The organism is Streptomyces hypolithicus, assembly GCF_052934925.1.
The window spans coordinates 5,913,304-5,932,441 of record NZ_CM128811.1; the positions used below are offsets into that span (position 1 = coordinate 5,913,304).

Annotated in this window: 16 protein-coding genes and 4 pseudogenes; 9 read left to right on the top strand and 11 right to left on the bottom strand. The window is 69.9% G+C overall.

Going from position 1 to position 19,138, the window contains the following annotated elements; genetic code table 11:
• Positions 1-219 precede the first annotated feature (219 nt).
• Together ACU6WZ_RS27930 and ACU6WZ_RS27935 are read right to left on the bottom strand one after the other, a co-directional pair.
• Positions 220-1,269, bottom strand: a pseudogene (locus tag ACU6WZ_RS27930) (IS701 family transposase); the annotation flags it as partial.
• Between the two features lie 109 nt (positions 1,270-1,378).
• Positions 1,379-1,783, bottom strand: a complete 405-nt coding sequence (locus ACU6WZ_RS27935; protein WP_447030944.1) for a winged helix-turn-helix transcriptional regulator — start codon at positions 1,781-1,783, stop codon at positions 1,379-1,381.
• A gap of 84 nt (positions 1,784-1,867) precedes the next feature.
• Between ACU6WZ_RS27935 and ACU6WZ_RS27940 the strand changes: the two genes are divergently transcribed.
• The 3 genes and pseudogenes from ACU6WZ_RS27940 to ACU6WZ_RS27950 form a co-directional block, all read left to right on the top strand.
• The gene (locus ACU6WZ_RS27940) at positions 1,868-2,707 is read left to right on the top strand and encodes an SDR family oxidoreductase (RefSeq protein ID WP_447030945.1); all 840 of its coding nucleotides are present in this window, start codon (positions 1,868-1,870) and stop codon (positions 2,705-2,707) included.
• Between the two features lie 262 nt (positions 2,708-2,969).
• Entirely contained in the window at positions 2,970-3,182 is a 213-nt protein-coding gene (locus ACU6WZ_RS27945; RefSeq protein WP_447030946.1) for a hypothetical protein, read from the top strand.
• A 485-nt stretch (positions 3,183-3,667) separates the two neighbouring features.
• A pseudogene (locus ACU6WZ_RS27950) lies at positions 3,668-3,769 on the top strand (zinc finger domain-containing protein); the annotation flags it as partial.
• A gap of 405 nt (positions 3,770-4,174) precedes the next feature.
• On the opposite strand, the gene ACU6WZ_RS27955 reads toward ACU6WZ_RS27950, so the two are convergent.
• Positions 4,175-5,365, bottom strand: a complete 1,191-nt coding sequence (locus tag ACU6WZ_RS27955) for an MFS transporter (protein ID WP_447030948.1) — start codon at positions 5,363-5,365, stop codon at positions 4,175-4,177.
• 94 nt (positions 5,366-5,459) lie between these two features.
• A complete protein-coding gene (locus tag ACU6WZ_RS27960; RefSeq protein WP_447030949.1) occupies positions 5,460-6,056 on the bottom strand; it encodes a TetR/AcrR family transcriptional regulator in 597 nt (198 codons plus the stop codon).
• A 203-nt stretch (positions 6,057-6,259) separates the two neighbouring features.
• Here ACU6WZ_RS27960 and ACU6WZ_RS27965 point away from each other — a divergent pair, with 203 nt between their 5' ends.
• On the top strand, positions 6,260-7,351 hold the full coding sequence (locus ACU6WZ_RS27965; RefSeq protein ID WP_447030950.1) for an integrase core domain-containing protein: 1,092 nt from the start codon (positions 6,260-6,262) through the stop codon (positions 7,349-7,351).
• 14 nt (positions 7,352-7,365) lie between these two features.
• Here the strand turns inward: ACU6WZ_RS27965 and ACU6WZ_RS27970 are convergent.
• A pseudogene (locus ACU6WZ_RS27970) lies at positions 7,366-7,929 on the bottom strand (ATP-dependent DNA ligase); the annotation flags it as partial.
• Positions 7,930-7,995: 66 nt separating this feature from the next.
• On the opposite strand from ACU6WZ_RS27970, the gene ACU6WZ_RS27975 reads away from it, so the two are divergent.
• The 5 genes from ACU6WZ_RS27975 to lepB all read left to right on the top strand — a co-directional run bounded on the left by ACU6WZ_RS27975 (position 7,996) and on the right by lepB (position 10,745).
• Positions 7,996-8,433, top strand: a complete 438-nt coding sequence (locus ACU6WZ_RS27975; RefSeq protein WP_447030951.1) for an SRPBCC family protein — start codon at positions 7,996-7,998, stop codon at positions 8,431-8,433.
• A gap of 166 nt (positions 8,434-8,599) precedes the next feature.
• Positions 8,600-8,941: a chaplin gene (locus ACU6WZ_RS27980; protein ID WP_447030952.1), complete on the top strand. Its 342-nt coding sequence runs from the start codon at positions 8,600-8,602 to the stop codon at positions 8,939-8,941.
• Positions 8,942-9,101: 160 nt separating this feature from the next.
• Positions 9,102-9,341, top strand: a complete 240-nt coding sequence (locus tag ACU6WZ_RS27985) for a DUF397 domain-containing protein (RefSeq protein WP_447030953.1) — start codon at positions 9,102-9,104, stop codon at positions 9,339-9,341.
• A 122-nt stretch (positions 9,342-9,463) separates the two neighbouring features.
• Positions 9,464-9,964: a hypothetical protein gene (locus ACU6WZ_RS27990; RefSeq protein ID WP_447030954.1), complete on the top strand. Its 501-nt coding sequence runs from the start codon at positions 9,464-9,466 to the stop codon at positions 9,962-9,964.
• Positions 9,965-10,049: 85 nt separating this feature from the next.
• Positions 10,050-10,745, top strand: a complete 696-nt coding sequence (gene lepB, locus ACU6WZ_RS27995) for a signal peptidase I (RefSeq protein ID WP_447034294.1) — start codon at positions 10,050-10,052, stop codon at positions 10,743-10,745.
• 22 nt (positions 10,746-10,767) lie between these two features.
• Here lepB and ACU6WZ_RS28000 read toward each other — a convergent pair.
• The 6 genes and pseudogenes from ACU6WZ_RS28000 to ACU6WZ_RS28025 all read right to left on the bottom strand — a co-directional run bounded on the left by ACU6WZ_RS28000 (position 10,768) and on the right by ACU6WZ_RS28025 (position 19,134).
• Positions 10,768-13,036 (bottom strand): annotated as a pseudogene (locus ACU6WZ_RS28000) (terpene synthase family protein).
• Between the two features lie 193 nt (positions 13,037-13,229).
• Positions 13,230-15,191, bottom strand: a complete 1,962-nt coding sequence (locus ACU6WZ_RS28005; RefSeq protein WP_447030955.1) for an N-acetylmuramoyl-L-alanine amidase — start codon at positions 15,189-15,191, stop codon at positions 13,230-13,232.
• A gap of 173 nt (positions 15,192-15,364) precedes the next feature.
• Positions 15,365-15,631, bottom strand: a complete 267-nt coding sequence (locus ACU6WZ_RS28010) for a DUF1232 domain-containing protein (RefSeq protein WP_447030956.1) — start codon at positions 15,629-15,631, stop codon at positions 15,365-15,367.
• Between the two features lie 78 nt (positions 15,632-15,709).
• Positions 15,710-16,741 carry a PHP domain-containing protein gene (locus tag ACU6WZ_RS28015; protein ID WP_447030957.1) on the bottom strand — a complete coding sequence of 344 codons (1,032 nt, stop codon included), beginning with the start codon at positions 16,739-16,741 and terminating at the stop codon, positions 15,710-15,712.
• Positions 16,742-17,809: a glutathione S-transferase family protein gene (locus ACU6WZ_RS28020; RefSeq protein WP_447030958.1), complete on the bottom strand. Its 1,068-nt coding sequence runs from the start codon at positions 17,807-17,809 to the stop codon at positions 16,742-16,744.
• A 176-nt stretch (positions 17,810-17,985) separates the two neighbouring features.
• Positions 17,986-19,134 carry an aminoglycoside phosphotransferase family protein gene (locus ACU6WZ_RS28025; protein WP_447030959.1) on the bottom strand — a complete coding sequence of 383 codons (1,149 nt, stop codon included), beginning with the start codon at positions 19,132-19,134 and terminating at the stop codon, positions 17,986-17,988.
• Between the last annotated feature and the right edge of the window lie 4 nt (positions 19,135-19,138).

Here is a 19,138-nt window from a genome sequence, read left to right on the forward strand (position 1 = left end):
TGAGACATCCCGTTATGCCGGGTTAGTCTGAGAGGGTGCGAACAGGAGTACCACCCCCATGACCAGTACGAACCCCGCTGCCGACCCGGCCCCGAAGCCGAAGCGCCGTACCTTCTCGCCCGAGTACAAGGTGCGGATGGTCACCGAATACGACGCCGCCGAGGCACCTGGTGAGCGCGGTGCGATCCTGCGCCGCGAGCGGCTGTACCACTCGCACATCCAGGAGTGGCGCGTCCAGTGCCTGATGCCGTAGATCCGCACGACTTCGCGCAGGTCGGCCGGGGGTTGGGGGCTGTCGGCCTCGCGGGGGCCGCCGGGGCGTGGCAGGTCGGTGGCCAGGTACCAGGTCGACTGCGACGGCAGGGTGGTGGGGTCGGTGGTGGCCACGACCAGGCGGACGTTCCCGTCGGGACCCCAGAAGCCGAGGTGGGCGTCGGCGGCCCACCAGGTCTCGGTGTGCCCGTCGCGGAACGTGCGCTCGACCGCGGTCCAGTCGCCTGGGTTCTCGGGGTCCGTCCAGGTCAGGGCACGGGCGGCATGGACGGGGGTGTAGGCGTCCTTGCCGTGGGCCCAGCTGCCGTGGCTCGGTTTGAGGGCCATGACGAACGGCAGTCCCGCCGCGTAGAGGTCTTGGCGGAAGCCGTCCTGGTCGCCGTAGGCGCAGTCGGCGGACACCGCGCGGAAGGTCATTCCGGCCGCCTTGGCGGTGCGCGCGAGTTCGGCGGCGATCTGTAGTTTCGTACGGAAGCCGGGGTCCTTCTTGCCCGCCGGGAAGTGGTGGGCAGGGCTGTAGGGCACGGCGTGCAGCGGGTAGTAGAGGTACTCATCCGCCCAGCAGGCAGTCACCGTGACGATGCCGTTGTCGGTCTTGCCCAGCCGGCCCAGCCACTGCCGCCCGATGTGCGCCGTCGCCTTCCCGTCCTTGCGGTCTCCGGAGTCGTCGATCACCAGAACCCCGCCCGGGTGCGGCGCAGTCGCCGAGTCGGCCAGCAACAGCTCCATTCGACGGGCGTTGACCTGCTCGTGGTCCCACGTCGACTCGGACAGGAAGAACTGCAGCCGCTGCACCGCAGCGTGCTGGGCACCGACGACGGGCTCGGTGCCAGCCAAGCAGGTCAGCGTCTTATTGCGATCCCGCGGCAGCAGCAGCCCCGCGAGATACTCCCGGAACCCCCGACGCTGTGCCAGTGTGGAGAACAGGTCATCGAAGCGTGCCGCGTAGGCTTCCAGCGGGCCCGGAGCGGGCGGACACGGCACACGACGGGTCATCACAGCCCCCAGGCGGCGAGGCAACGTTCCTCTGCTACCGGCCTACTACGACCCTGACCCGCCGTCAACAAACCACCGCTAGTGCTACCGCGCGGAAGTCCTGCGGGGGTCATGGAGCTGTGTTGGCGACATCCCAGCGTTGGCGGGATTGCGCGATGGCTTCGCGGTGGTCGGCTGACCAGTCGGCGAGCGACTTGAGCAGGAAGGTGAGGCTGTGGCCCATCGGGGTCAACTCGTACTCGACCCGGGGTGGGACCTCGGGGTGGACGGTTCTGGAGACCAGGCCGTCGCGCTCCAGGCGGCGGACGGTCAGGGTGAGCATCCGCTGGGAGATGCCGGAGATCGCGCGTTGGAGCTGACTGAATCGGCGTACCCCCTGGGCCAGTTCGACGATCACCAGGACCGACCACTTGTCCCCGACCCGGTCGAGAACGTCGCGGATTCCGCAGTCCTCATGCTCCTCGCCGCAGGAGACCACGGGCTCCGTGGTTACTGCCGTGTGCCCCACTGACATTGAAGTGCCTCCTTACGCGGTGTGCTCCGGTTACCGATGATGGTGTCAGTTACCGAAGAGAACCACTAGCGAGGGGATGATCCGATGATTCTTGTCACCGGTGCCACGGGCGGTCTGGGGAAGCTCGTCGTTGAGCGTCTGGCTGGGCGTGGCGATGTGGTGGTCGGCACGCGGAGTCCGCAGAAGGTCTCGGCAGGGGTACCGGTGAGGCACATCGACTTCGACGATCCGACCTCTTTGGCGGACGGCTTCGCCGGCGTCGACACGCTCTTGCTCATCTCGGCCGGATACGGCGAGGACGACGTGGTCATCGCCCGGCACGGCGCGGTGATCGAGGCTGCGGAGAAGGTCGGGATCGGGCACATCGTCTACACCAGCCTGTCCGCCGCAGGGGATCACCTGACCTATGCCCTGCCCCACCGCTGGACCGAGCGCAGGCTGATGAGGGGCACCACGCGCTGGACGATCCTGCGCAACGGCCTCTACGCGGAACTGCTTGCGTTGTTCGCCGTCGCGGACCCCGATGGCAAGCTCACTGCTCCGCTGGGGGACGGGCGACTGGCCGCAGTGGCTCGGGAGGACCTGGCCGACGTTGCCGTACGGGTTGTCATCGACGCGTCCTCGCACGTGGGACGGACCTACGAGCTGGTCGGGGAGCAAGCGATCGGCGGCGGCGACCTCGCTCGGCTCCTCGCCGAGGCTACCGGGACCCCCGTCTCCTTCGAGCCGGGCACCCTTGCCCAGGCCCGCGAATCTATCGCTGCCTCTGGAGCGGCAGCCTTCCAGGTCCCGATGCTTGTGGGCACATTCTCCGCCATCGCGGGCGGTTTCATGGACGGCACCAAGAGCGATCTCGCCAACCTGCTTGGCAAGCCCCCGCGTTCCGCCCTCGGTGTCATCACCGCCGAAGTGAACGCGCGGTAGTGATCGCCGGGTGCTTTCACGCCGCTTTGAGGGGGCTGCCGTCGTAGGTCCAGCGGAACGGGTGAGCGTCCTCGTTATAGGCGATGGTGAAGGTGTCGATGCGGTCGAGGAGGTCTTGGCGGGAGCACGACGATCAGGTTCAGCCCCTGGCCGACGGTCAGCCTCCCGGAGGCAGCGGTCACCGTGGTGGTGGCGGGGTCGATCTGGTCGGCGTTCAGGCAGGCGTCGTGAGGCCACCGCCACCACCGCCGACGGCACCCCGATGACCGGCGCCCACGTCTACTTCACCACCCGCGCCAGCAGCGGTGGTCAAGACGCCCTGTGTGACGCCTACGCCGACAGCAACGGCGTCGCCACCTGCGACACCAGCGTCCTCAATCTCAACGTGCTACTGCACGGCTTCATCGCCCGGTACCGCGGCGCCTACCCCGTCTACGAGGCCTCCGACACCACCGGAACCGTCCTGGGCCTGTGACCGCGGCCGACGCCCGCCGTCAACCGGCAACGTAGTCGGCTTCGGTGGCCGGTGGCCCAGAGAGGTTCCTCCGGGCCACCGGCCGCCAGACATGCAGGTTCGGCTTGCATCGTCAAGGCAAGGCCAAATGTCTCGAAACCATACGCACGTGGGCGACTGTGATGCGGGGCGCGGTGGCGCAGGCGGCCCACCGCGACGTCGGATGGGCCGGATTCGTCAGAAAGGTCACGGATCAAGCCCTTCGGTCGAGGGCTGTGGCTGTTTCATAGGCGTGCCTCGACCGCCTTGCGCAGTGCCCGCGCCCGGCTGGCCGCGTTGCCCTCACGGACCGCGAAGCCCTCCGTCGCGCACACGGCTACGGCCAATCCGACCGTAGCGCAGGCGACTTCGCATTGTCCGGCGAGTCCACAGTCCCCTGCACTCGACGACGGACACCAAGCTCATCCGTGCAGCCGCCTTCGGAAACGGACACTCAAACCGCACTCGTGTCCGACGCCGACGATGTCGAGCGCCACCCCTGCCCCCGCTGTGACGCCTCGTCAGGGTCACCCTGCCGCTCGCGCTCCGGTGCGGTCGCCGGCACCTATCACACCGGCCGCTTCACGAAGGTGCCCCGGCTCGCGAAACTCCTGCGCGTCCCGACGCCCGCCGACCGGAGCCCGGGTCAGCCGTGGAGGCCGGGGACTCCCGTTCCGGCGGCGATCGATCCGGACACCCCGACTGCGGACATCCGGATCGGGTACGCACGGTGCTCCAGCCTCACCCAGGAACTCCAGTCGCAATTGGACGCGCTCGCCGCCAAAGACTCTGTCCGCTTTGGTCGGGACCACGCCAAGCCGGAAAAATGGGGCCGCCACAGAGCGTTACCCCCCTGCCGAGGTAACGATGCGCGGATATCTACGGCTGGTCATTCAAACGTCCGGACTGCGTCTGCTCACCGTATTCGCCAACGGCGTCCAGCGGTCGGGGCCGCGCTGCTCCGGTGCTGTGGGTCAGGCACTTTCCATCTGCCGCTCAGGGGCCGGCACTGCGGTGGTGGCGGCCTTACGGCGCAGTTGGCCCATGTCCGGGATCAGTGTGAGCAGGGCGAGGACGGCGAGGATCGCGCCGAGCCAGAGAGGGGCGGTGAGGCCGTAGGCGTTGATGCCGAGCCCGCCGAACGAAGAGCCGATGACCACTCCGAGTGTGATGAAGGAGGAGTGGACGGTGTTGACCAGAGGCCGGGCGTTCGCGCTGCGCTGAACCCTGCTGATCATTGCGGGGTTCATCGTGACGCCGACAAATCCGATGCCCATCATGGCGATGAGGGCCGGAACCTTGACGTCTGCGAGCAGGGCGAACGCTACGAGGAAGACGGTGTTGAGGGTGAGGCCGGTGACCAGCACGCGGATGGTGTGGGCGTCGGCGAGACGGGCCACGACGGCGTTGCCGATGACGGTGGCGGCGCCGTAGGCGAGGAGCAGGAGGGGCACCAGGGTGCGGGAGAACCCGGTGACCTCGGTGAGGATCGGGGTGAAGTAGGAGAACGCGGCGAAGGTGGCGCCGATGATGAGGGTAGAGGTGCACAGGACGAGCCAGAGCTTCCCGTTGCGGAAGGCGGCCATCTCCTCGCGGAAGTCCCCGGCGTTGTCGGCGTGCTCCAGGCTGGGGACAGCGATCATGGTAGCGACGGCGGCGATGACGGTGATGATGCCGACCGCGACGAAGCCGGCGCGCCAGCCCCATTGTTCGCCGACCAGCGTGGAGATAGGGAGGCCGAGCAGGGTTCCGACCATGAGGCCCTGCATGGCCAGGCCGATGGCACGTCCACGGACTTCGGGGTTCGTGATCTGGGCGACGACGGAGAGGGCGACGCCGAAGAACGCGGAGGAGGCTGTGCCCGTGATGACGCGGGCGATCACCATCAGCCAGTAGGTGCTGGCGATTCCGGCGAGGACGTTGCCAACGAGGAAGACGACGAAGAGGGTCAGCAGTGCGGGCTTCGGGCGGAGCTTGAGGACGGCGACGGTGGCGAAGGGACCGCCTACGGCCATGGCGACGGCGAACACCGTGATGAGGTAGCCGACTTGGGGAATGGTGACGTGCAGATCTTCGGAGATCTGCGGCATGAGGCCACCGACGAGGAATTCGCTGGTGACCATGGCGAAGATGCCAAGGGCCATGAGGTAGACGGACTTGGGCACGAGTTGGGTCCTCTCTTCAGGGTTATGTACTGATCGTGCCAAAATTGGGGCATGGAGAGCCCCGTCACGGCACAAGATGGTGGAAGGCGAAGGGTCAGCGGGTCAGCGTGTCGGTCCCGGCGGAGGCGATCTGCTCCAGCACCGTACGGTCCGCGCCGGACTGAGCGGCGATCCGCATGCCATAGATGACTGATGTCAGATACCACGCGAGCCCGTCAGCGCCGCGCGGAGTACTGATGGTCCCGTCCCGCTTGCCGTCCATGACCACGGAACGGAGCGAGAACAGGCGCCGCTCCAGGTCCCTGTCCAGGGCCTCCGCGACCTCAGGGCCGTTCGCGGCCTGTTCGGTGATGGTGTTCACCGTGAAGCAGCCGGCCCCGTAGCCTTCACGCCGGTTCTCCATCTCCCCGTCGATGATCACAGCGAACAGAGCGCCGACCCGCTCTACAGCACTGCGCCCTTCCTCGCCGAGAATGGCGATCTGCCGGGCGGTCATGGTGTCGATATAGTACGATAGGGCTCGTTGAAATAGGTGATTCTTTGACTTGAACGTGTTGTAGATGCTGCTGCGCCCGAGGCCGGTGGCCTCGCACAGGTCCTGCGTGGAGGTGCCTTCGTAGCCTTTGGTCCAGAAGACACGACACGCCGCCTCTACCGCCTGACCTTCATCGAACTGTCGTGGTCGGCCCATGCATCGCAGGGTAGCACCTTATGGACTGCTTGGACCAAAAGGGGAGCGCGGGCCCCGGCCCTGCAATCAGGGGGACTGGGGGGCCGGGGCTCGCAGCTCACGGGGCGCTGGTCAGGCGTTGCATCCTGTGCCGCTCGAAAAGTCATCGCTGCAGGTGAGCGACCGCCTCTGGCGTTGTTTTCGGTCTCTGGAATGCTGTCGCGGTGATCCTTTCGCTGCTGTACCGCGCCGCCCGAACGCTCTTGTCCGTCCCGGCGGTGTTGCTGCGCCGGGACACCGCCAAGGACGCCGAACTGCTGGTGCTGCGGCATGAGAACACGGTCCTGCGGCGTCAACTCGCGCGCCCGGTCCGCTACGAGCCAGCCGACCGGTTCTGGCTGTCCGCGCTCTCCTCGCTGATCCCGCGCCACCGCTGGAGCTCCGCCCTCCCCATCACTCCCGGCACGCTCCTGGCCTGGCACCGCCGGCTCATCGCCAAGAAATGGGACTACTCATCGCGCCGCACCCGCACCGGACGCCCGCCAACAGCCGCCGCGCTCAAAAAGCTTGTGCTCCGGCTCGCCGGCGAAAACCCGCAGTGGGGACACCGCCGCATCCAGGGTGAACTGGCCCGGCTCGGACACCCCATTGCCCCGTCCACGGTCTGGGAGATCCTCAACGCCGCCGGCATCGACCCCGCCCCGCGCCGTTCAGGACCAAGCTGGCGCGAGTTCCTCACCGCCCAGGCCGAAGGGATCATCGCTGCGGACTTCTTCCACGTTGACACCGTCCTGGGCACGCGCCTGTACGCGATGGCCTTCCTCGAACACGGCAGCCGCAAGCTCCACATCACCGGCGTCACCTCCCATCCCACGCGCGCCTGGACACTGCAGCAGGCCCGCAACCTCGCCGACAATCTGGGCACGCGGATGGAGTCGCTGCGTTTTGTGCTCCGCGACCGCGACGCCAAGTACGACGCCTCCTTCGACGCCGTCTTCCAGTCCGAGGACATCGATGTGCTCCTCAGCGCCCCACAAGCGCCGAGGATGAACGCCTGCTGCGAGCGCGTGATCGGCACCGTCCGCCGCGAAGCCCTCGACCATGTCCTCATCACCAGCGAAGCCCACGCCCGCCGCGTCCTGGCCGAATACCAGAGCCACTACAACGGACACAGGCCCCACCAGTCCCGCAACCAGCAACCACCCGACGCACAGGAGCAACCGGCCTCCGCCTCAACAGACGACCTCGGCAACCGCAGACTCCTGCGAACCCGCGTCCTCGGCGGAACCATCAACGAATACCGATTCGCCGCTTGACCAGCAGCGATGACTTTTCGAGCGGCACACGCTCCGGCGTTCTGCCCCGGGCTCGCCAGCATCGGCGGCAACGCCCGCCCCACCTCCAGGCTGAACTCGGCGAGCGCCCCGGCCCCGCGGGCCAGCAGCGCCTGCCCCACCTCGACCAACGACCCGCCGAGCATCACCGCCCGCCGCACATCGGCGGCCGGCACCGCCGCGGCGGCCGCGAGGCCCTCCGCCGCCAGCGCGTCCAGCGCCCCCTGCCGCACCTCACCCGTGAGCAGCCCGAACAGGAACGCCTGCTCGTCCTCGGTCGCCGCCGTCATCAGCTCCCGCACCAGCCTCGCCCGCTCGCCCTGCGACCCGCGCCCGGCGACCGCCGCGAACGCCGTCAGAGTCGCGTCCACCTCGCGCAGCAGGCTCCAGCCCGTCCCGATCCGTCCCTGGGGGAGCCGGCCCGCAAGGTAGGGAATCACGATCGGTACGTCGTCGGGGTCCGCGCTGCGGAAAAGCTCGGCCAGCAGCGCGGTCTTGCGTGAGCGCGCGGACGTCGAGGCGATCTCTCGCGAGACCCGGGCGAGTGTGGCCAGCAGCATGCGTCCCATCCTGCAACGCCCGTCGCCGCCGCGCAGGCCCTGCCCAAGCACCACTAGGGTCGTGCTGTGGCTCGCTTCCGTATCGCACAGACGGCTGCGCTCCCCGCCGACGAGGCCTGGCGGCGCCTGACCGTGTGGGAACACCACGCCGCCCAGGTCCCGCTCACCCGCATCACGGTCACCACACCTGCGCCCACCGCACCGGGTACGGTCTTCGTCGCCAGAACGGGGCTGGGCCCCCTCGGCTTCGACGACCCCATGGAGGTCGTCGCCTGGGATCCGCCCGTAGCCGGCGGTGCGGGTCACTGCCGCCTGGAGAAGCGGGGCGCGGTGGTCCTGGGCTGGGCGGAGATCGACGTACGCCCCCAGCCGGCCGGATCCCTGGTGGTGTGGACCGAGGACCTGAGCCTGCGCGGTCTTCCGCGGGCCCTGGACCCGGCGGTCATCGGGGCGGGCCGGCTGGTCTTCGGCCGGGCGGTGAAAGGGCTGCTCGCCGGGGAGTGAACGCTCCCAGCACGGGTGCGCCGGGCCGGGCGCACCAACTGCGGACGCTCCGCATGCGCGTGAACATCCGCGTCCGTACAGGTGATCCGCCAAAACCACGGCCGTGGCAGGGGACCTCTCCCGCGGGTCCGCACGAGCGCGCCCACACCCTCACAAGGAGTGCATCATGCGTACGCGCACCGCGATTGCCGCCGCCGCACTGGCCGCCGCCGTCCTCGGCGGCGCGGGTTCCGCCATTGCCGACGACGGCCCCGGCTCCTACGGCATGGGCCACGACGGCCGGGGCTCCTACGACTCACGCCACGACGGCCGGGACTCCTGCGACTCGCGCTACGACCGCGGCGGCGGTGGCGCCTACGCCTGCGGCAAGGTGTCGCACTCGCCAGGTGTGCTTTCAGGCAACCTGGTCCAGGTCCCGGTCGACGCCCCGATCAATGTCTGCGGCAACAGTGTCAACGTCGTGGGTCTGCTGAACCCGGCGTTCGGCAACAACTGCTCCAACCGCTGATCTCTGTCTGAAAGGTCAGGGCGTCCTGCCGGTGCGCCCTGACCTTCCGTCGCCGCCACCTTTGTCGTCGCCCGTCCGCGCCCGGTCCGCGCCCTGTCCGTTCCCGGGCACGATCGCTAGGCTGGCCCGCGGACGACGACGAGCCGGGAGGAGCGGAGACGTGGCCGAGAGCATCAGGGCGCAGCGGCCGGCGGGCGGTGACAGGCCCGAGCTGGACCTGAGCAGAGCGCACTGGCAGTCGAGCGGCCGAGAGGCGGGCGATGTGCAGTTCGCCTTCGTGGAGGGATTCGTCGCGATGCGCAACGCGGCGAAACCCGGCAGCCCGTCCGTGGTCTTCGACCCGGCACAGTGGCGGGCCTTCGTGCTCAACGCGCGGGCCGGCGCCTTCGGTCCGGCCTGACCGGCCGGGCGCGTCCGGCCGGATTCCGGCTACGCGCACGGCTCCGTATCCGGTCCGCGCCCGGACGGGGGCCCGGTTCGCCCCGGCGCCGGTCGGGCGACCGGGGCACGTACCATGGCGGCATGTCCTTCCTCCGCCGCCGCCCCTCCGCCACACCCGCGGGCCCGGACTTCGATGTCCTGGCCATGGACCCGGGTGACTGGCCGGGCAACCTCGGAGCCGGCCTGCTGCCGGCGCCCGACGGGAGCTGCCAGGGTGTCTTCCTGCGCTACGACCTGTTCGGCGGCCGCGGCCCCGCGATGATCATCGGTAATCTGCCGGAGGGTTCGCCCGCCCGTGAGCTCGAAGACGGCCAGGTGCCCTTCGAGGTGGCCCAGCTGCTCATGGCGCTGGAGAACGACGAGCTCGTCGAGATCACCGGCACCGAGGAAATGCCGGTCATGCAGGGCGACAACCTGCTGATCGTACGGCGCATCAAACTCTCCGAAAGCCGCATCTCCTGCGTACAGTTCGACCGCAGCGACCGTGTGCTCGTCACCATCGCGAGCTGGGACCGGCCGATCACCGACGACCTGTACGCGCTGCTGAAACCCCTGCCCGCGGAGCTGTTCCAGCAGGGCTGAGCGGCTGGTGAGGCGAGGAGCGGCTGTGGGAGAAGTGGCTGTCGGCGCGGACGCGAACACCGATGAGGGTGTGGCGGATCCACCTATGGGGCGTCGGCGAAAGCCGCACAAGCAGCGCCCCTTCTGGCTGGAACTCCCGCTCCTCGTGGCGATCGCCCTCATGCTCGCGCTGGTGATCAAGACATTTCTGCTGCAGGCGTTCTCCATCCCCTCGGACTCCATGCAGAACACCCTTCAGACGGGTGACCGGGTCATGGTCGACAAACTGACCCCGTGGTTCGGCTCCGAGCCCGGCCGCGGAGAGGTCGTCGTCTTCCACGACCCCGGCGCATGGCTGAAGAACGAGCCGACGCCTCGGCCGAGCGCCGCGCAAAAAGCCCTCGGCTTTGTCGGGCTCATGCCGTCCGCTGAGGAGAAAGACCTGATCAAACGGGTCATCGGCGTCGGCGGCGATACGGTGGAGTGCAAGGGAACCGGCCCGCTGAAGGTCAACGGCAAAGCTCTCGACGAGCCGTATGTCTTCCCCGGCAACACCGCATGCAGCACGGACCCGAACGGACAGTTCAAGGTCACCGTGCCCGGCGGCCACCTCTGGGTGATGGGCGACCACCGGCAGGCGTCGGGCGACTCCCGCTACCACCAGAAAGGGCCCGGCGCCGGCATGGTGCCCGTGGACGAGGTGGTGGGGCGCGCCGTCCTGGTCGCCTGGCCCGTAGGACGCTGGGACAACCTGCCGGTGCCCGCCACCTTCGACCAGCCGGGCATCGACGCGCACCCCTGACCGTACGACCGCACGGCGGCCCCTACACGCCCACCACCACCGCCGACCCGCTCAGCAGCGAGGCGTGCATGCGGGCCGCCGAAGTACCCAGCCCGGTCGGGCCGTTCAGATGCCACGGGGCGCCGCCCGAGCCGCTGCGCAGATGCTCGTCGCGGTAACGGACGCATCCCCGGTGCCAGTTCAGGATGCCGGCCAGCCAGTCCTTGAGCTCACGCACATAGCCGTCGAGGATCTCCCGCGCCTCGGCGTCCAGGGCGAAGTCGTCGTAGAGCAAGGGCAGTTCGACCCTGATGACGTGCTGGAACTGCGCCAGTCGTCCCTTCATCAGCTCGTGCACCATGTCCACACCCGTCGGATAGTCGACGCCGAAGAAGTTCTGCACCACCAGGACGGCGTTGTGCACCTCGCCCTCGTACTCGATCTCCTTCTGGTACGAGAACAGGTCATTGATCAGCATGGCGTAGTCCACGGCGGAGTTCTCCAGCGAGCGGATGGCGCCGCTGCGGTAGACCTCGTCGGGCACCCGGTCGCCGTGCGAGAGCCGGCACAGTCGCATCGTCATGTCGGCGCCGAAGGTGAACCGGCGCATCTCGATGTAGTCCACCGGGTCAGGAATACGGTGCTGCGCCTGGTTGGCCAGCTCCCACAGCCAGCTCGCCAGCATGTCCTCGACCGTCCGCCGGAACGTACGCCGCGAAGCGTCGTCCATGGGGCCCGCCGTACGCTCCCACAGATCGGCGAGACCACGCTCCATCGCGTCGGCCGGCTCGGCGGTCTGCTTCCCCTCCAGCGGCATGAACAGCAGCAGCCGCTCGTTCGCCGCGCGCGCCCCCGCCAGATCACGGGTGCGGCCGTAGATCACCGGGTAGAGATCGTCCCCGTACGTGCCCCAGGTCAGCCAGTTCGACGACAGGTCGAGCTCGTCGGGGTGTGGCGTCCGGCTGCAGGCCCGCCGCGCACAGCGGCACGTCGATGTTGCGGGCCCGCCGCTCGTCCCATACATGCGATCCGGGCCGGCCCGGCTGCGGTCCCAGGATCCCCATGCGGCGCGCCCAGTCGATGTTCCGCTCCCTGGCGCCCGCCAGATGCGGACTCAGGCCGAGCCGGTAGGGCAGGTCCAGCTCGGGGATGATCGACGGCCCGACGTGCTGGTGCGGCACATGCGTATGGCTGCGCAGCCGCGCCGCCTCGGCCCGCGGTGTGAAGTGGACGGTGGCCGCCGCGGCGCCCCAGCCGCTTCCGACCGGGGCCACCGACCCCGCGAAAGCGGCAGCGTGGGGCGCCCCGGCAGCCGTACCCCCGCCGTTCATGTAGCGACTGGAGCGCAGGTGCCACTCGTGACCGCCCGACTGCCAGTCCTGCAGCCCCTTGGTGTACGTCAGTACGGCCGCGGTCTCGCCCGGGGTCAGGCCCTTCTCGGCGCAGAGCGGGCCCACTTCGGTCAGCGCGGTGTTCTCGAACTGCTGGAGCCGCGACGTCAGCAGATCGTTGACGGCGTCGGCGGCCTCCTGCGTCGTACAGCCAAGGAAGTGTTCCAGTACCAGCACGCCGTTGCTGTTCTCGCGCTCGTCCTCGACCTCGCGCTGGTAGGAGAACAGGTCGTTGCGCAGGTGGACCGCGTCCGAGAAGGCGTCCCGCAGCACGCCCAGGGCCCGCGCGTGCGCCACCGCAGCCGGGACCTCTGCGCCCGCGGCGAACTCCACGATCCCCGCCGACCAGGGCGCCCCGCCCACCTTCCGGCGCATCTCGATGTACTCGACGGGGTTCGCGATCCGGCCCTCGTCCATGTTGGAGAGTTCCCACAGCGACTCGTTCAGCAGATTCCGGGTCGCCTCGGCGAACCTCTCCCGCCAGGCACCTGTCATGCCCGGCACGGTGCGTGCCCACAGATCGGCGAGCCCGGCCTCCACCGGATTCTCCGGCTCCGGCATGCCGTCGGCCAGATCCATCGGCATGAAGGCGGGCAGCCGGTCGAGGTAGCGCTTGCCGCCCTCCCGGTCCAGGTTCCGCTTGAAGGTCTCCAGGAAGTGGTCGTCGAAGAAGAAGACCCACACATACCAGTCGGTGACCAGTGCCAGCACATCGGACGAGCAGTCGGGGTGGGTGTACGCGCAGAGCAGCGCGTAGTCGTGCGCCTCCAGATCGCGCTCCTCCCAGATGCCCGAGCCCTCCAGCATCTCCATCCGGTGCGCCCACTGCCTGGTGTGCCGACGGGCCTCGTCGACATGGGGGTTGAGCCGCGCGGGATACGGAACGTAGAAGTCCGGCAGGGTGAAGGGCTGCTGTGCCATGTGCGTCCGGCCTCTCCAGGACGTCCGCGCCTCCACCGTGGCGGCGGGCGGACCGGTCGATTCCGGCGCAGCCCTACCCGTCGCCCGTACGGCCCACGCCCCGCGCCGATTAGTCACACCAATGGGCCTGTCACACCGAAGGGGCGCCGTCGCAGGTCGTGGCGACGGCGCCCCATGGGGCCTGTCCGGTCCGCTACGGCTTGAAGACCCGCACGTCGGACGCCTTCACGTAGGCCACCCGGTGCCCGTACTGGATCTCGTAGTACGTCTCATCACCGCGAATCACCCGATGCCCCGACGTGTCGAACGTCGGTGCGAAGTAGTACTCGCCCGGGGCGTGCTCGCCGGCCACGTACCGCTGCCCGGCGAGCAACTTGTACGGCAGCGGCGACACCGACTGCACCGGCACGGTCGTCCCCGCGTAGGCCGCCGCCTCCGGATAGGCCCGCCCGTACACCGCCACGTCCGTCACGCCGTCCTTCGGGGTCACCAGCAGCCCCTTGGCGTTCACCGCGGTCGGCTGCTTGGGCGGGTTGTGGAACCAGGCCTTCTGGCCGAGGTACCAGATCGCGGTCCACTCGCCCCTGCGCTCGGCGACGGCGTACTGCTGGCCGGTCGACGCCCGCGCCCCGGTGTCGTTGACCCCGGTCGTCGAGCCCTCTCCGCCGGGGCGCAGCCCCACGTCCTTCACCAGCGGAGCGTCGTCGGCGGGCTCGGTGTGCAGCCGTACGGCGCCGGAACCGTGCGGGGCACACGGCTGGCCGGCCTTCACGCAGCCCGTGTAGGCGGGCTGGTGCTCCGCGTACTCGGGCCGGATGGTCACCACACCGCTCTTGCTCCCAGCCTTGGGGGTGAACGGCTTACCGAGCAGCTCGAAGTAGTGCGCCCAGTCCCAGTACGGACCCGGGTCGGTGTGCATGCCCCGGATGTTCGCGGTGACCGTACCCGGGACGTTGTCGTGCCCCAGGACGTGCTGCCGGTCGAGCGGGATGTCGTACCGCTTCGCCAGATACTTCACCAGCCGCGCCGACGTGCGGTACATCGCCTCCGTGTACCAGGCGTCCGGGGACGTGAGGAAACCCTCGTGCTCCAGGCCCACCGACTTGGAGTTGATGTACCAGTTGCCCGCGTGCCACGCCACGTCCTTGAGCGACACGTGCTGCGCGATGTGCCCGTCCGAGGAACGCAGCGAGTACTGCCAGGAGACGTACTGCGGGTTCTGCACCAGCTGCAGGGTGGTGTCCCAGGTCGCCTCGGTGTCGTGGACGATGATGTAGTCGATCTCCTGGCCCTCGGGCCGATGGGCCTTGTCGTGGTTGCCGTAGTCACCGGCGCCGAACTCCTCGTACGGTGCCGGAATCCACTCGCACGCCACCGTCTTCGGGCACTCGGTGGGACCGGCGTCGGCGGTCCGCAGGCCGAGAGCCGCGACCTGCGCGCGCTCGGGTGCCAGCGCTGGGGCGCCGGGCAGCGCGACCCGCTGCCCGCTGTCGGTCGTACGCCGCTGACCTGCCCGCATCACGTCGTACACGTCGTCGGCGTACGTCGTCGCGGTCGCCGTGTCGTCGGCGCCGGAGAAACGGGCCACGGCGCCGTACCAGTCGGCGGGGTCGGCGCTCAGCGGCCGGCCGAGCTGCTTCTGCGCGGCGGCCAGCAGCGCCGCCCCGCCCCGGACGTTCGCGGCGGAGCTTCGCCGCAGCTCGGCGGCGGGCAGCCCGGTCAGGGCCGCGGCTCGCTTCAGCGTCTTCAGCCTCGCGGGGAGTTCGGACACCTTCGGCAGCTCGGCCTCGCCGCCGGAGCGCGCCGGCCGCGCGTCGTCGCCGCGCGGATCCTCCCCGGAGTCCGAGTGGTGCGGCGCGGATTCGAGCGCCGCCTCGGCGTCGGTGAGGTGCATCGGCCCGTACCCGCCGGTCACGCTTGGCGCACCGCTGTGCGCGTCCCAGCGGGACTGGAGGTACGACACGCCGAGCAACACGCTCTGCGGTACGCGGTACTGCGCCGAGGCCTCGGCGAAGTGGCGCTGGAGCGCCCCGGACGCGGGCCGCTCGGCCGTGGTGGAAGGCCCCGCCGTCAGAAGCGGCAGCACCAGCGCGGCGCACGCCACGAAACCGCCCGCCAACTGGGCACGCTTGCGGGCGTTGGTGGACCGTGGCATGACAAATCCTTGCAATGCAGCCTCCAGGGACGGGTGGTACGCGAAGGGGTCTGCGGGGCGGAATTCGACGTTCGACAACAGAGGTATCGGCTCCGGGCCGTTCCGTCAATGAGACACAACGCGTGCCAATGGTGTGAACCAATAACCGTTCCAGACCCTCGAGTTGACCTGCGTCAAGCCCGCTCGGAGCGCATCGACCTCAGCGCGAGCAGCAGCACACCGACATCGTCCAGGAACATCGGGTCGGGCAGCAGATCCGTCGGCAGCACGAGATAGGCGACAGCGCCCCAGAACACCCATGGGCGCCCCTCAGGCAGCCCCGCGTTGCGCAGCGTCCGGCGCGCCCGGACCAGCCGCAGGAGAACGACGATCGCCAGCGCCAGCGTCGCCACGACCAGCACGACGGCCACGCCGAGCAGGATCCACGCTTCGGTGCTCATAAGACCCTCCCCGGGCCGGGCGCGAGGGCGCCCTCGCTCGCTCTGTCCTCACTCCCCGTCTGCCCGTAGCCGCGGAGTTCAGGCACCGGACGGTACCTCCCGGGTACGGGTCCACGTCAGGAGGTCCTCCATCGGCCAGGTGTTGACCACACGCTCGGCGGGCACCCCGCACTCCTCGGCCCTGGCGCACCCGAGGATCTGCCAGTCGAGCTGCCCCGGCGCGTGCGCGTCGGTGTCGACGGAGAACAGCGTGCCCGCCTCGACAGCGCGCCGCAGCAGGCGCCGCGGCGGGTCCAGCCGTTCCGGCCGGCTGTTGATCTCGACAGCGGTGCCCGCCGCGGCGCAGGCGGCGAAGACCTCGTCCGCGTCGAACTCCGACTCCGGCCGCCCCCGCCCGGAGAGCAGCCGTCCCGTGCAGTGGCCGAGGATGTCGGCGTGCGGGTTGCTCACGGCGGCCACCATGCGCCGCGTCATCGCACGGGCGTCCATCCGCAGCTTGGAGTGCACGGACGCCACCACCACATCCAGCCGGTCCAGCAGTTCGGGCTCCTGGTCGAGCGAGCCGTCCAGCAGGATGTCGCACTCGATGCCGGTGAGCAGCCGGAACGGCGCCCACTGCTCGTTGAGCGCGGCCACCACGTCCAGCTGCTCCCGCAGCCGCTCCGCGGAAAGCCCGCCGGCCACCGTCAGCCGGGGGGAGTGGTCGGTGAGCACCGCCCATTCGTGCCCGAGCGCCGCCGCCGTCCGCCCCATCTCCTCGATCGGGCTGCCGCCGTCCGACCAGTCGGAGTGCAGATGGCAGTCGCCGCGCAGCAGTTCCCGCAACCCCTCGCCGCCCTCGCCCGGCGGCCACGCGGAGGCCTCCCGTTCCAGCCCCTCCAGGTATCCGGGCACCCCTCCAGCCAGGGCCTCGCGCACCACCTGCGCCGTCTTGGGCCCGACGCCCTTCAGGGACTCCAGCGAGCCCGCGGCCGTACGATCGGCGGCCTCCCCCTCGGGGAGGGCGCCGACGGCGGCGGCGGCGGTACGAAACGCCCGTACCCGGTAGGTGGGTGCCTGGGCCCGTTCCAGCAGGAAGGCGATCCGGCTCAACGCCTCGACGGGATCCATTCAGGCCTGTCCCGCCGCCGGCACCCGCTCGGCGGCCGGGACCGGCCCCGGCGGCGTACCGTCGCCGAACGGGCGGCCACCCAGCTCCTCCCGGTGATGCGGCGTCAGCCACGTCGCGAGATCGGGGCCGAGCGCCACGATCCCGGTCGGATTGACGCCGGTGTGCACGCGGTAGTAGTGGCGTTTGATGTGGTCGAAGTCGACAGTGTCGCCGAAGCCCGGCGTCTGGAACAGGTCCCGCGCGTAGGCCCACAGCACCGGGTCCTCCGCCAGCTTCCACTGGTTGCACTTGAAGTGGCCGTGGTAGACGGGGTCGAAGCGCACGAGCGTCGTGAAGAGCCGGATGTCCGCCTCGGTGACGGTGTCCCCGACCAGATAACGACGGCTTTCGAGCCGCTGCGACACCAGGGCGAGACGCCGGAACACACCGCGGCAGGCCTCCTCGTACTCACTCTGCGTCGACGCGAAGCCCGCCCGGTACACACCGTTGTTGACGTCGCGGTAGACGCCCTCCATGACCTCGTCGATCTCCGGGCGCAGCGCCTGCGGATAGAGGTCGGGGGCGCCGGGGCGCTGCTGCGCGGTCCACTCGGTGGCGAGGTCCAGGGTGATCTGCTGGTAGTCATTGGTCACGAGCCTGCCGCTGGGTACGTCCACGACGGCCGGCACGCTGACTCCGCCGGGGTAATCCGTCTCCCGTGCGTCGTAGGCTTCGCTCAGGTAGCGGATGCCCAGCACCGGATCGCGGTCCCCGGGGTCGAGGGTGAACCGCCAGCTGCGGTCGTCCTGGATGGGGTCGGCGACAGCCAGCGAGAGGGCGTCCTCCAGCCCCAGCAGCCGCCGCGAGACCAGCGCGCGGCTCGCCCAGGGGCAGGCGCGGCTCACCACCAGCCGGTAGCGGCCCGCCTCTGCGGGCCAGCCGTCTCGGCCGTCGGCGGTGACGCGGTCCGCGAAATGACTCCTGGACCGCTTGAAGGCCTTCTTCCCGTACGCGGCGTTGCCGTCCGTGCCGCCGTCCGTGCCTCCGTCGGTACTGCCGTCGGTACTGCCGTCGTGGGAGCGGCTCATCGTGACTTCCCTTCCCGGAGGGTGCCGGCCGGGCGTGTCCGCCCGTACTGGCTCAGAGCCTTCCCCGTCGGCGCCCGGATCCGCACCGCCGACGGGCAGGCGAGTGACAGGCAGGGCCCACCCGGGTGCAGATCACCGGGTGGGCCCTTGCTTTTTCCCGTCAGCTCCCCGTTACCTCAGCGGGTGCCGACCGCCGCGCGCACCGCCCGTCGTGCCAGCGCGCAGTCGTCGTGCAGCCGTCGCAGCAGCAGCCGCTGCTCCTCACCGACCGACACCCCACCCGGCGATGCCTGCCCCGCCGCGCCCTGAACGGGAGCGGCCTCGCGCATGGTCCGCTGGACGGCGGTCTCGTACGTCCGGATCTCCCGCGTCAGTACGAGCATCAGGTTGACCAGGAACGCGTCCCGCGACGCCGTCCCCGGTGCCTGCGCCAGCTGGCTGATCTGCCGCCGCGCCGCCGGAGCGTCGCCCAGCACCGCCCACAGCGTCGCCAGGTCGTACCCCGGCAGATACCAGCCCGCGTGCTCCCAGTCGACCAGGACGGGTCCGGCCGGCGACAGCAGGATGTTGGACAGCAGCGCGTCTCCGTGGCAGAACTGCCCCATGCTGCCCCGTCCGCCACTGGCGTGGGCGACCCCGTGCAGCAGCTTCTGCAGGTCCCCCTGATCGCGGTCGGTGAGCAGGCCGAGGGCGTGGTAGCGCGAGATGCGCGAACCGTAGTCGAGCGGCGCGTCGAAGATTCCGGCCGGCGGGCGCCAGGCATTGACCCGGGCGATCGCGCCGAGCGCGGCGCGCACATCGGCGCGCGGCGGAGCGTCCGCCGGATGCCGGCTGAGCGCCGCGACGCGGCCCGGCATCCGCTCGATCACCAGCGTGCAGTTGTCGGGGTCAGCGGCGATCAGCCGCGGCACCCGCACCGGCGGCCGGTGGCGGACGAAGGCGCGGTAGGAAGCTATTTCGTGCCGGAACCGCTCTTCCCACGCGGGGGACTGATCGAGTAAACACTTCGCGACCGCGGTGGTGCGGCCCGCGGTGCCGACGAGCAGTACGGATCGGCCGCTGCGGCGCAGTACCTGCACCGGATTGAACTCCGGGCAGATCCGGTGCACCGAGGCGATCGCCATCCTCAGCTGCGCGCCCTGGGGGCCGGACAAGTCGATTCTCCCGCTGAGCTGTTGAGAGCCCGGACCTGCCGCCCGCCGGGCCCGGCCGGCGCCCAGTCCCGCCGCGCCGGCGTGATGGGGGTCGAGGAATGGTCCGCTGCCCGTCGCCACGGGACGGTACGGCCGAGGCGGGGCGGACACGGAGGACGATGCTGTGTACATGGGC